Annotated in this window: 10 protein-coding genes; 7 read left to right on the plus strand and 3 right to left on the minus strand. The window is 63.9% G+C overall.

Translation table 11 applies throughout. From position 1 onward, the window contains the following. Position 1: 1 nt before the first annotated feature. From GC1_RS03620 to GC1_RS03630, 3 genes are all read right to left on the minus strand, one after another. Positions 2 to 1,405 carry a TRAP transporter large permease gene (locus GC1_RS03620; protein ID WP_039136568.1) on the minus strand — a complete coding sequence of 468 codons (1,404 nt, stop codon included), beginning with the start codon at positions 1,403 to 1,405 and terminating at the stop codon, positions 2 to 4. Between the two features lie 5 nt (positions 1,406 to 1,410). Further along, positions 1,411 to 2,061, minus strand: coding sequence for a TRAP transporter small permease subunit (locus tag GC1_RS03625; protein WP_019295882.1), 651 nt, complete (start codon positions 2,059 to 2,061; stop codon positions 1,411 to 1,413). Positions 2,062 to 2,144: 83 nt separating this feature from the next. After that, positions 2,145 to 3,161, minus strand: a complete 1,017-nt coding sequence (locus GC1_RS03630) for a C4-dicarboxylate TRAP transporter substrate-binding protein (protein WP_019295881.1) — start codon at positions 3,159 to 3,161, stop codon at positions 2,145 to 2,147. Between the two features lie 493 nt (positions 3,162 to 3,654). On the opposite strand from GC1_RS03630, the gene acs reads away from it, so the two are divergent. From acs to GC1_RS03665, 7 genes are all read left to right on the plus strand, one after another. Then, positions 3,655 to 5,616, plus strand: a complete 1,962-nt coding sequence (gene acs / locus GC1_RS03635; RefSeq protein WP_019295880.1) for an acetate--CoA ligase — start codon at positions 3,655 to 3,657, stop codon at positions 5,614 to 5,616. A 7-nt stretch (positions 5,617 to 5,623) separates the two neighbouring features. Then, positions 5,624 to 6,307 carry an adenylate kinase gene (locus tag GC1_RS03640; RefSeq protein ID WP_019295879.1) on the plus strand — a complete coding sequence of 228 codons (684 nt, stop codon included), beginning with the start codon at positions 5,624 to 5,626 and terminating at the stop codon, positions 6,305 to 6,307. Positions 6,308 to 6,495: 188 nt separating this feature from the next. After that, positions 6,496 to 6,780, plus strand: coding sequence for a DUF4212 domain-containing protein (locus GC1_RS03645; protein ID WP_019295878.1), 285 nt, complete (start codon positions 6,496 to 6,498; stop codon positions 6,778 to 6,780). Between the two features lies 1 nt (position 6,781). Beyond that, entirely contained in the window at positions 6,782 to 8,566 is a 1,785-nt protein-coding gene (locus tag GC1_RS03650) for a sodium:solute symporter family protein (protein WP_019295877.1), read from the plus strand. Between the two features lie 106 nt (positions 8,567 to 8,672). Then, entirely contained in the window at positions 8,673 to 10,496 is a 1,824-nt protein-coding gene (locus GC1_RS03655; protein WP_019295876.1) for a DUF294 nucleotidyltransferase-like domain-containing protein, read from the plus strand. Between the two features lie 85 nt (positions 10,497 to 10,581). Next, the gene (locus GC1_RS03660; protein ID WP_019295875.1) at positions 10,582 to 11,100 is read left to right on the plus strand and encodes a hypothetical protein; all 519 of its coding nucleotides are present in this window, start codon (positions 10,582 to 10,584) and stop codon (positions 11,098 to 11,100) included. A 2-nt stretch (positions 11,101 to 11,102) separates the two neighbouring features. Beyond that, positions 11,103 to 12,512 carry a 3'-5' exonuclease gene (locus GC1_RS03665; RefSeq protein WP_019295874.1) on the plus strand — a complete coding sequence of 470 codons (1,410 nt, stop codon included), beginning with the start codon at positions 11,103 to 11,105 and terminating at the stop codon, positions 12,510 to 12,512. Positions 12,513 to 12,565: the final 53 nt, after the last annotated feature.

Genomic DNA, 12,565 nt, shown 5'->3' on the forward strand with positions numbered 1-12,565 from the left:
GCTAGCCCGCCAGGGACGGAAGGTAGAGAACAATCCCGGGGAAGGCGACCAGCAAGGCAATCGTCACTGCATCGGCGATGAAGAACGGCGTGACGCCGCGGAACACATCCTGCACGCTCAGATCCTCGCGCACGCCGGCCACCACGAAACAGTTCAACCCGATGGGCGGGGTGATCAGGCAGAACTCGGCCATCTTCACCACCAGGATGCCGAACCAGATCGCGCACATGGTACCGCTCATGCCGAATGCGCTGTCTGCCGCGGCGACGCTTTCGCCGCCATTCAGCGCCATCACTGCCGGGTAGACCACCGGCAGGGTCAACAAGAGCATCCCGATAGCATCCATGAACATCCCCAGCACCGCGTAGGCCAAGAGGATGCAGATCAGGATCAGCATCGGCGACATCTCCAGCGAGGTGATCCAGTCTGAGAACGCCCCCGGCAGATCCGCAAAGCCGAGGAACCTCACATAAATCAGGACACCCCAGATGATGGTGAAGATCATCACTGTCAGCTTGGCGGTCTCCAAAAGCGCCGACTTCAGCTCCGCCCATTTCATCCCCTCCTTCAGCGCATAGAGGAACACAATGAAGGCCCCGATGGCACCGCCTTCGGTCGGGGTGCCCCAGGCATCGCCGCCAAAGGGGTTGTAGACAAAGCAGATGATGATCACGACCACCAGCACGATCGGCAGCGCGCCCGGCAGCGCCGCAAACCGCTGGCCCCAGGTGAAACCCTTGACCGGTGGGCCGACGGTCTTGAAGACCACTGCGATGCCTACGATCAGCAGGCCATAGATCACCGCAGAAAACGCGCCGGGGATGAAGCCTGCCAGCAGCAGCTTGCCCACGTCCTGCTCAACAATGATCGCGTAGATGACCAGAATGGCGGAGGGCGGGATCAGCGAGGCCAGGGTGCCGCCCGCGGCCACCACACCAGCAGCAAAGCGCTTGTCATAGCCGATCGCCAGCATCTCCGGAATGGCGATCCGGGCAAAGACGGCAGAGGTCGCCACAGATGCACCCGACACCGCGGCAAAGCCCGCAGTGGCAAAAACAGTGGAGACCGCCAGCCCGCCCGGCAGCCAGGCGATCCAGCGTTTGGCGGCCACAAACAGCGCGCGGGTCAGACCTGCGTAATACGCGAGATATCCGATCAGGATGAAGGTCGGAATAAGGCTCAGTGCCTGGCTGGACACCTTGGAGTGCGGCACCTGACCTGCGGTCTTGACCGCGATGGTCAGCGCTTTGCCAAAGCGCGCCGGGTCATAGCCGAACTTGGCCCAGAAGATCCAGATGAGACCCGCAAGCCCCGCCATGCCGGCAGCAAAGGCCACCCGCATCCCCAAAACCACCATGGCCAGCAGGCCGCCCGTGACCCACAGGCCGATTTCAATCGGTTCCATCTGCCTTACCCCTGCCCGCTGCCATTTGTGTCATGGCCCTGCATCTGGTCTGCTTCAGCTGCCGCCTGCTCTGCCGCGGTCTGGATCAGCGGCACCGCCACCGGCGCCTCCAGCCCCAGCACCAGCGCCCGCCCGTAGCCCCAGACCTGCAGCAGCAGCCGCAGGGCCAGCACCCCAAAGGCCACCGGCGCCAGCAGCTTGGCGGGCCAGATCGGCAGGCCAATGTCGATGGAGCTGTCGCGGCTCCACAGCGGCGCGGCGAAATCGAAGGAGCGCAGGAAATGCGACCAGCTGCCCCAGACCAGCGCCAGGATCAGCAGCAGGATCAGCACAACCGAGACCAGCTCGAACAGCCACAGTGCACGTCTCCTCAGTGCGCCGATAAAGATATCCATGCGGATGTGGCCGCCCTGACGCTGCACATAGGCAATGCCCATGAATGCAATCAGCGGCATGATCTGCTCGATCCAGTCGACATAGCCGGGCAGCGGCGCATTGGCCGCGTTACGCCCGCCGACCGAAACCACCGCCAGAATCATCAGGGAGAACACCGCCAAGCCGCTCAGCAGTGCCAGCAACTGCTCTGCTTTCAGCAATCTTCGGTCCAGCCTGCTGATCAGGCTGCCATCCTCCAGCACCGCCGCGCTGCCTGCCATGCCCTGCCCCCATCATTTCCGTAGTATCAAAGACAAAAAGGGGCCGGTGCTGTTCTGCCCGGCCCCTTTCTATTGCGTCAGGCTTAGCTGCCCGAGCGCACGTCGCTCAAGGTTTTCTGCACCAGGTCATAGAGCTCCTGCGCCGGCAGGCCTTGCGCGCTCATATCCTCGATCCACTTGGCACGGATCGGATCGGCGGCCACCTTGCGGAACTCGGCCAGTTGATCATCAGAGATCATCACCTTCTCGACGCCCTTCTCTTCCAGAACGCCGTCCCACTTGGTCAGCAGCGCGCCGTAGTTTTCCAGGTAGTGGGCAATCGCCTCCTCCACTGAACTGTCCAGTGCCTCGCGTTCGGCGTCGCTCAGGGCGTCATAGGCATCGGTGTTCACCACCACCGGGCAGTTCACGGTGCCAGGGTTCAGGTTTGCGGTCCACCAGTCGGCCTTGTTGATGGTGCCAAAGCTGAGATGCGCGTGCTGGGCAAAGGCGACAGTGTCGACAACGCCGGATTCCATGGCGTTGTAGGCTTCGGTTGCGGTCACCGAAGTGGGAACCGCGCCCACGGCCGAGAACGCCTGGCCGATGCCGCCGGTGGCGCGCACCCGCATGTCCTTGAACTCTGCCAGCTCATCGCGCGGCTCGCCGGTGCCGACGATATTGTACTGCGGCATCGGCGAAGTCATCAGCAGCTTGGCGTTCCAGCGCGCCAGATCGGCCTGCACCGCCGGGTGGCCATAGACCGCGTGGCTGACAGCGACCTCTTCTTCCAGCGTGTTCACGCCCAGGAACGGCAGTTCCAGCACGGTGATGGTCGGGTTCTTGTCGCGGTGGTATCCGGCGCAGAACTGCGCCATCTCAAAGGCGCCAATGGAGATGCCGTCGAGGTTTTCCTTGTTCTTGGACAGCCCGCCATAGCTGATATTCAGGGTGAACTCGCCGCCGGTTTTCTCGGAGACCAGCTCCGCCAGCTTCTCCACATGTTCAGTGAAGGCGCGGCGCTTGCCCCACAGGGACACGTTCCACTCGGTGGCCGCGGCCTCGCCAGCGATGGCAAAACCCACAGCAGCCGCCACGGCGGCAGTCAGAAATCTGTTCATGATGTAACTCTCCCGAATTGCGCCCTTGTGACTGCCGGCAAAAGGAAATCCGGCCTGGACGCTTGGCTGTCAGGCTAGCGGCAGGGATGCGCCCTGCCAAGCCCCCCGGCGGCAAAGGTGACGCAGCGACTCGCGCCGGGCATCTGGCGCCCGTTCCGCCCCGCCGGCACAATTTGCCGCAGGCTTCAGGCCGTCCCAGCCTGCGGCAGGACGCCGCTGCCGGGGCAATAGCGGCCCCGCAGGCAGCTATCAGCGTGCCCGGGACTTTACAGAAAAGGCCTTTAAAACAAGCGCTGGTATGCGCCGGCATGCAAATTACTTTTCAAACCCATCCTAAACCTTGAAATTCGTTTACAGATAAATCCTTTGATACCGGCATTTTATTCACAAATTTTCAGACTGCGGTATTATCTGGCCCCAGGAGGAAACGGTTTGACAGCCACGGCACAGCGTTGTCGTTTGTCTTGCCAATAAAATTCTGGGAGGAAACCGAATGAACGCGCTGCACGCAGACGCTGTCTATCCGCCGTCCGACGAAACCGTTGCCCGCGCGCATGTGAATGCCGCCAAGTATCAGGAGATGTATGAAGCCTCGCTGTCCGATCCCGAAGGGTTCTGGGGCGAACAGGGCAAGCGCATCGACTGGATCAAGCCCTTCACCCAGGTGAAGGACGTGAACTACAACTTCGGCAATGTCTCGATCAACTGGTATGCCGACGGCACCCTGAACGTCTCCGCCAACTGCATCGACCGCCACCTGGCGGCCCGCGGCGATCAGACCGCGATCATCTGGGAACCGGACAGCCCCGAAGAAGACGCACAGCACATTACCTACAGCGAACTGCACCGCCGCACTTGCCGGATGGCCAACATCCTGGAGTCGATGGGCGTGCGCAAAGGCGACCGGGTGGTAATCTACCTGCCGATGATCCCCGAAGCGGCCTATGCCATGCTGGCCTGCGCCCGCATCGGCGCCGTTCATTCCATCGTCTTTGCCGGCTTCTCCCCCGACGCGCTGGCGGCCCGGATCAACGGCTGCGACGCTAAGGTGATCATCACCGCCGACGAGGCGCCGCGCGGCGGCCGCAAGACTCCGCTCAAGTCGAACGCCGACGCAGCCCTGCTGCACACCAAGGACAGCGTGAAATGCCTGGTGGTCAAGCGCACCGGCGGCCAGACCACCTGGGTCGACGGCCGCGACTACGACTACAACGAGATGGCGCTGGAAGCGGATGACTACTGCGCGCCCGCCGAGATGAACGCCGAAGACCCGCTGTTCATCCTTTACACCTCCGGCTCCACCGGCCAGCCCAAGGGCGTTGTGCACACTTCCGGCGGTTATCTGACCTACGCCGCGATGACCCACGAGATCACCTTTGATTACCACGACGGCGACATCTACTGGTGCACCGCGGACGTGGGCTGGGTCACCGGCCACAGCTACATCGTCTATGGCCCGCTCGCCAATGGCGCCACAACGCTGATGTTCGAGGGCGTGCCGACCTACCCCGACGCCTCGCGCTTCTGGCAGGTCTGCGAAAAGCACAAGGTCAACCAGTTCTACACCGCCCCCACCGCCCTGCGCGCGCTGATGGGCCAGGGCAACGAATGGGTCGAAAGATGCAACCTGAGCGACCTCAAGGTGCTGGGCACCGTAGGTGAGCCGATCAACCCGGAAGCCTGGAACTGGTACAATGAGGTTGTCGGCAAGGGCAAATGCCCGATCGTCGACACCTGGTGGCAGACCGAGACCGGCGGCCACCTGATGACCCCGCTGCCGGGTGCCCATGCGATGAAGCCGGGCGCAGCGATGAAACCTTTCTTCGGCATTCAGCCGGTGGTCCTGGACCCGCAGTCCGGCGCCGAGATCGAAGGCAATGGCGTCGAAGGCGTGCTCTGCATCAAGGACAGCTGGCCGGGCCAGATGCGCACCGTCTGGGGTGATCATGAGCGGTTCGAGAAGACTTATTTCTCCGACTACAAGGGCTATTACTTCACCGGCGATGGCTGCCGCCGCGACGAGGACGGCGATTACTGGATCACCGGCCGCGTCGATGACGTGATCAACGTCTCCGGCCACCGCATGGGCACCGCTGAGGTCGAAAGCGCGCTGGTGGCCCATGCTGCCGTGGCTGAGGCCGCCGTGGTCGGCTACCCGCATGAGATCAAGGGCCAGGGCATCTACTGCTACGTGACCCTGATGAACGACCGCGAGCCGTCGGATGAGCTGCTGAAGGAGCTGCGCACTTGGGTTCGCACCGAAATCGGCCCGATCGCCTCTCCGGATGTAATCCAATGGGCGCCGGGCCTGCCGAAAACCCGCTCCGGCAAGATCATGCGCCGCATCCTGCGCAAGATCGCCGAGAACGACTTCGGCTCCCTCGGCGACACTTCGACCCTCGCCGATCCTTCGGTGGTCGAGGACCTGATCGAAAACCGTGCGAACAAGGGGTGATTGAACAATGAATATGGCAGTCATGACCCGTCCCGCCGTTCTGATCCTGCTGGGGCCTCCGGGCGCCGGCAAGGGCACCCAGGCGCGGATGCTTGAGGAAAAATTCGGCTATGTGCAGCTGTCGACCGGCGACCTCCTGCGCGAGGCGGTTGCCGCCGGCACGCCCGCCGGCCTTGCCGCCAAGGCGGTGATGGAGGCAGGCCAGCTGGTCAGCGACGAGATCGTGATCAACATCCTGCGCGACCGTCTGGCAGAGCCCGATTGCACCAAGGGCGTGATCCTCGACGGCTTTCCCCGCACCACCGTTCAGGCCGAGGCGCTGGACGGTCTGCTGGCGGAAACGAACCAGAAGATCAACGCCGCGATCAGCCTGGAGGTGGACGACGCCGCCATGGTCGAGCGGATTTCAGGCCGCTACACCTGCGGAGGCTGCGGCGAAGGCTATCACGACAGCTTCAAACAGCCCGCGGAAGCCGGCAAATGCGACAAATGCGGCGGCACCGAGATGAAGCGCCGCGCCGATGACAATGCAGAAACCGTTGCCAGCCGGCTGGAGGCCTATCACGCGCAGACCGCGCCGCTGATCGCTTACTACGGCGGAAAGGATGTTCTGAAAACCACAGATGCCATGGGCGGTATCGACGACATCGCCCAGGACATGGCGGCCATCGTGACCAAGGCCACCAGCTAACAACCAAGAAACGGGGCCTGCCCTGACCCGGCAGGACCCCGTCCCCGGACATTGGAATACCCGTCGGACCCGCCTTGGCGGACCGGAGGAGTCATGTCTGCGCGCCCGTGAATCCGGCGGCAGGCAAACAGAGGAGGTCTGCCCTGCGCTCCCGCACGGCAGGCATGGAGGAAGAAGGAGGAGCCGCCATGGCGGATCAAACCACAAACGCGGACAAAGCCGCCGAAGCCGACAAGGGCTATTGGGCGGCAAATGTGCGCATCATCATCGTCAGCCTGATCATCTGGGCTGTTGTTTCATTCGGCTTCGGCATTCTGCTGCGCCCGATGCTGGCAGGCATCAAGGTCGGCGGCAGCGATCTGGGCTTCTGGTTCGCCCAGCAAGGCTCGATCCTGGTGTTCCTGGGGCTGATCTTTTTCTACGCGTTCCGGATGAACAAGCTGGACCGCGAATACGGCGTGGAGGAAGAATAAGATGGACCAGTTTACCATCAACCTGCTGTTTGTGGGCGCGTCTTTCGCGCTCTACATCGGCATCGCGATCTGGGCCCGTGCGGGTTCCACATCTGAATTCTATGCCGCCGGCCGGGGTGTGCACCCCGTCACCAACGGCATGGCCACTGCGGCCGACTGGATGTCGGCGGCGTCATTTATCTCGATGGCGGGCCTCATTGCCTTTACCGGCTATGACAACTCCACCTTCCTGATGGGCTGGACCGGCGGCTACGTTCTGCTGGCACTGCTGCTGGCGCCCTACCTGCGCAAGTTCGGCAAATTCACCGTCTCCGAATTCATCGGCGACCGGTTCTATTCGCCCACCGCGCGCGTGGTGGCGGTGATCTGCCTGATCGTGGCCTCGACCACTTACGTGATCGGCCAGATGACCGGCGTCGGCGTGGCCTTTGGCCGCTTCCTGGAGGTTTCCAACACCGCAGGCCTGCTGATCGGCGCCTGTGTGGTCTTCGCCTACGCCGTGTTCGGCGGCATGAAGGGCGTGACCTACACCCAGGTGGCCCAGTACTGCGTCCTGATCATGGCCTACACCATCCCGGCCATCTTCATCTCGCTGCAGCTGACCGGCAACCCGATCCCGGCGCTCGGCCTGTTCGGCGACCACGCCGCAAGCGGCGAGCCGCTGCTGTCCAAGCTGGACGCCATCGTGACCGAGCTTGGCTTCAACGAGTACACCGCGCATCACGCCGACACCTTCAACATGGTGCTCTTCACCCTGTCGCTGATGATCGGCACCGCGGGCCTGCCCCACGTGATCATGCGCTTCTTCACTGTGCCGAAAGTAGCTGATGCCCGCTGGTCGGCCGGCTGGGCGCTGGTGTTCATCGCGCTCCTGTACCTGACCGCTCCGGCAGTCGGCGCCATGGCCCGCCTGAACATCACTGAGATGATGTGGCCGAACGGCGGCATCGAAGGCGGCGCCGTCACCGTGCAGCAGATCGAAGAAGATCCCAAGTACGACTGGATGGCGACCTGGCAGCAAACCGGCCTCCTGGGCTGGGAAGACAAGAACGGCGACGGTGCGATCCAGTACTACAACGACAAGAACGCCGATCTGCAGGCCACTGCCGAAGCCAACGGCTGGGCCGGCAATGAGCTGACCAACTTCAACCGCGACATCCTGGTTCTGGCCAATCCTGAGATTGCCAACCTGCCGGGCTGGGTGATCGGTCTGGTGGCCGCAGGCGGCCTGGCGGCTGCTCTTTCCACCGCTGCGGGCCTCTTGCTGGCGATCTCTTCGGCAGTCTCCCACGACCTGATCAAGGGCTCAATCAATCCGAACATCTCGGAAAAAGGCGAGCTGCTGTCGGCCCGTATCGCCATGGCCGTAGCCATCGCGGTGGCAACCTACCTGGGTCTGAACCCGCCGGGCTTTGCCGCACAGACCGTGGCACTGGCGTTCGGCCTGGCCGCTGCCTCGATCTTCCCTGCGCTGATGATGGGCATCTTCACCAAGGTGAACAACAAGGGCGCCGTGGCCGGCATGCTGGCAGGCCTGATCGTGACCCTGGTCTACATCTTCCTGCACAAGGGCTGGCTGTTCATCCCGGACACCAACTCCTTCACCGATGCAGATCCGCTGCTGGGCACCATCAAATCCACCTCCTTCGGTGCGGTTGGCGCAATGGTGAACTTCGCGGTGGCCTTCATCGTCTCCAAATCGACCGAGGCCATCCCGGCCGAGATCGAGGAGCTGGTGGAAAGCGTCCGCATCCCGCGCGGCGCAGGGGCCGCACAGGACCACTGACCTCCCCTGGGCGGGCTGCCTTCCCGGCGGCCCGCCTCTTCCCTCATGGTCCCGTCCGGTGTTTCACTGGCGGGGCCATTTTTCCTGAAGACGCCCAGGTATTCCCATGCCCTTATCTGACGCTGCCCTGCTCCGCTTCCTGTCCTCGGTCCACCCCTACGACAGCCTGGAACCCGCACTGCTGCAGGACCTGGCACCCAAGTTCCGCCAGATCGAAGCAAGCGCAGGCGGCCCCGTCTATGCTCTGAACGAAGATCTGGACGGCCTCTACCTGGTTCACACCGGCGAGGTGGAAGTGACCGACGAAAACGGCATCCCCGTCTCCATCCTCGGCCCCCGCAATTCTTTCGGCGAGCGCGGCCTTACCCGCACTGGACGCGCAGTAACCTCGGCCCGAACCACCACCGACACAATCCTGCTGCTGCTGCCCAAGGCGGACTTCCACGCCCTGATGGCAAGCCAGCCCAAAGTGGCCAAGTTCTTCGACCGCCGCCGCCCCGGAAGCCGGGACAGCACCAGCCTTGCCACCACCCGCGTGGCAACCATCATGGCGCGCGACCCGGTCACCTGCTCCAGCGGCCTCACCTGCCAGGGTGCGGCGCAACTGATGCGCGACCGCCGCATCTCCTCCATCTGCGTAACCGACGGGGACAGACTGCAAGGCATCCTCACCACCCGCGACCTCACGGCAAAAATCCTCGCCGCCGGCAAACCCATCTCGACCCCGGTCAGCACGGTAATGACCCCGGATCCGCTGACCCTGGCGCCTTCCGCCATCGGGTCGGACGTGCTGCACATGATGATGGAGCATGGCATCGGCCATATCCCGGTGGTTGAGGCTGGCAGGCTCGCAGGCATCGTGACCCAAACCGACCTCACCCGGTTCCAGGCCGTCAGCTCAGGCGAGATGGTCTCCAGCATCGCCCGCGCAGGTTCCGCTGAGGAGATGGCCAAGGTCACCGCTGAAATTCCCCGTCTGCTGGTGCAGCTGGTAGCTGGAGGCAACCGGCATGAGGTTGTGACACGGCTGATCACCGACATCGCCGACACCGCGACCCGCCGCCTGCTGGCGCTGGCCGAGGAGCAATTGGGCGCCCCGCCGGTGCCCTACCTGTGGCTGGCCTGCGGCTCGCAAGGCAGGCGCGAGCAAACCGGCGTCTCCGACCAGGACAACTGCCTGATCCTGTCCAATGACCTGAAGCCGGAAGACAACGCCTATTTCGAACAGCTTGCCAAGTTTGTCTGCGACGGGCTGGATACCTGCGGCTACGTCTATTGCCCCGGCGACATGATGGCCTCCAACCCGCGCTGGCGGCAGCCGCTGCACGTCTGGCGCGACTATTTCCGCGGCTGGATCGCCAAGCCGAATCCTGAGGCGCAGATGCTGGCCTCGGTGATGTTCGACCTGCGCCCGATCGGCGGCGACGCCGCGCTGTTTGCGGACCTGCAGCAGGAGACGCTCAGGGCCGCCAGCGCCAATTCGATCTTCACCGCCCATATGACCGCCAACTCGCTGAAGCACACGCCGCCCTTGGGCCTGTTGCGCGGGCTGGCCACCATCCGTTCGGGCGAGCACCGCAACACGCTGGACATGAAGCACAACGGGGTGGTGCCGGTGGTGGACCTGGGCCGCATCTACGCGCTGCAGGGCCAGCTGGCAGAGGTGAACACCCGCGCCCGGCTGGAGACGGCGGAGGCCGCGGGTGTGCTCAGCCCTTCGGGCGCGCGCGACCTCATGGACGCCTATGACCTGATCGCCCAGACCCGGCTGGAGCATCAGGCCGCACAAATCCGCAGCAGCCAGGCGCCGGACAACTATCTGGCGCCTTCAGATCTGTCGGATTTTGAGCGAAGTCATCTGCGCGACGCATTTGTTGTTGTAAAGACCATGCAATCGGCAGCCGGGCACGGCAAAGGCATGTTAAGCTGACAGCAGCGCCAGCCGGCAGTGCGGGAGCCTGCGGCGCGAGTATTTAGACAAAGAAGAAGAGGCCTGGGGCCTTCGGGGAGATCGGATGTTTCTGGAACTGATTGCGGTGATCTTTGCGGGCATTGCCGCGGCGGGCGTGGTGATGCTCCTGAACCGGACGCTCAAGGGCCGGCTGCCGCGCTGGATGGCGCCGGTGGCGGCGGGACTGGCAATGATCGGGGTGACCATCGCGTCCGAGTACGGCTGGTACAGCCGCACCAAAGCCGCCCTGCCCGAAGGCCTGGCCGTGGCCGAAACCATCGAGAACCGCAGTCTCTACCGCCCCTGGACGCAGGTGGTGCCTTACGTGGACCGCTTCGCCGCGGTGGATACCGCCACGATGAAAAGCCACGCCGCGCATCCGCAGGTTTTCCTGGCGGATCTCTATTTCTTCGGCCGCTGGGCGCCGGTCAGCAAGCAGGCCGCGGTGCTGGACTGCGGTAAGTGGCAGCGTGCGCTGGCCGGTGGCACAGTGGCCTTTTCCGGCGACGGGCTGCCCAAGGGGCTGGACTGGATCGCAGCCGAGGCCGATGATGCCATCCTCACCACCGCCTGCGGAGGGTAGCCATGCACAGACGCCTGTCACTGCGGCTGCGGATTTTCCTGTTCTTCTGCCTGCTGGCATTTGGCGGCATCGCCGTCACCGCAGGCGCGCTTTGGGCCGGCTACAGCCGGGCAGAGCAGCCAGAGCTGTCAGATGCCTTCATTTTCTCCGGCCTGCTCAGCACCTTTGCCATTCTCGGCCTCTGCGCCGGGGTCTGGCTGCTGTTCGATGAAAACGTCGCCAAGCCGATCGAACGCCTGGCTGCGGGTATGCGCGCCCGCGCCCATGCGGGCGTTAGCAAAGAGCTGGATACCCACGGCGCCCGCTACCTGGGCGATCTTGCCGCAGCGGCCCAGGGGCTGGCGGGCCAGCTCGGCGCCTCTGCCATGAACGCCGCTGAGGCCATCGCCCGAGAAACGGAGCATCTGGAAGCCGAGAAAACCCGGCTGGCCGCGCTCCTGACCGACATTCCCATCGCCACCGTGATGGCCAGCCCCGCCCATCAGATCGTGCTCTACGACGGCCAGGCCGCGGCGGTGCTGGCGGAGGAGGCGCCACCGCGCCTGAATGCACCGCTGTCCGATTACCTGGACCTCACCGGGCTGGAGGCGGCCTATGGCCGGCTGGTGCGCAGCGGCATGGAGGTTCAGGCAGAAGTCAAAAGCGCCAGCGGCGCTCAGGTGTTCGACCTGCGCCTGAAACCGCTGGGCGGCGCGCCGGGCTATATCATCCTGTTTGAGGGCGCCCATGCGGGCCTTGCGCCAGAAGACTCCCGCCCGCTGGTTTATGACTTTGGTCTGCTGGAGAGCGAGCATGCGGAATTGAACGGGCGCAAGCTCAGCAACCTGAGCTATGTGGTGTTCGACACCGAGACCACCGGCCTCTTGCCCCACAAGGATGAGATCGTGCAGATCGGCGCCCTGCGGGTGGTGCGCGGGCGGATCATCGAAAGCGAAGCCTTTGAAACCCTGGTGAACCCGGGCTGCCCCATTCCGGCCTCCTCAACCAAGGTGCATGGCATCACCGATACCATGGTTCGGGGGCGGCCCGGCATCGCCAGCGCCGCGCGCCATTTCCACCGGTTTGCCTCCGATGCGGTGATCGTGGCCCACAATGCCCCCTTCGACATGGCCTTCCTGCACCGCCATGCCAAACGCACCGGTGTCACATGGGACCAGCCGGTGCTGGACACGGTGCTGCTGAGCGCGGTCCTGTTCGGTGCCTCCCAGAACCACACGCTCGACGCCTTGTGCGACCGGCTTGATGTCACCATCCCATCTGCCCTGCGCCACACCGCCATGGGGGACGCCCGCGCCACAGCTGAGGTCTTCTGCAAGATGCTGCCGATGCTGGAGGCGCGCGGGCTCATGACCTTTGGCGCCATTTTGGAGGAGACCCGCAAACACGGCCGCCTCATTGAGGACTTGAACTAGGTAGACAATCCGGGCCATGCGTGGCAGGTCACTGCCCGGAACGAACAAAAGGC

Source organism: Leisingera sp. ANG1, assembly GCF_000203975.2.
Classification (GTDB): domain Bacteria; phylum Pseudomonadota; class Alphaproteobacteria; order Rhodobacterales; family Rhodobacteraceae; genus Leisingera.

Coding starts and splice junctions, on each gene's coding strand:
- GC1_RS03650 (WP_019295877.1), top strand. CDS start 6,782: ATGGACCAGTTTACCATCAACCTGCTGTTTGTGGGCGCGTCTTTCGCG.
- GC1_RS03660 (WP_019295875.1), top strand. CDS start 10,582: ATGTTTCTGGAACTGATTGCGGTGATCTTTGCGGGCATTGCCGCGGCG.
- GC1_RS03655 (WP_019295876.1), top strand. CDS start 8,673: ATGCCCTTATCTGACGCTGCCCTGCTCCGCTTCCTGTCCTCGGTCCAC.
- GC1_RS03665 (WP_019295874.1), top strand. CDS start 11,103: ATGCACAGACGCCTGTCACTGCGGCTGCGGATTTTCCTGTTCTTCTGC.
- acs (WP_019295880.1), top strand. CDS start 3,655: ATGAACGCGCTGCACGCAGACGCTGTCTATCCGCCGTCCGACGAAACC.
- GC1_RS03630 (WP_019295881.1), bottom strand. CDS start 3,161: ATGAACAGATTTCTGACTGCCGCCGTGGCGGCTGCTGTGGGTTTTGCC.
- GC1_RS03645 (WP_019295878.1), top strand. CDS start 6,496: ATGGCGGATCAAACCACAAACGCGGACAAAGCCGCCGAAGCCGACAAG.
- GC1_RS03640 (WP_019295879.1), top strand. CDS start 5,624: ATGAATATGGCAGTCATGACCCGTCCCGCCGTTCTGATCCTGCTGGGG.
- GC1_RS03625 (WP_019295882.1), bottom strand. CDS start 2,061: ATGGCAGGCAGCGCGGCGGTGCTGGAGGATGGCAGCCTGATCAGCAGG.
- GC1_RS03620 (WP_039136568.1), bottom strand. CDS start 1,405: ATGGAACCGATTGAAATCGGCCTGTGGGTCACGGGCGGCCTGCTGGCC.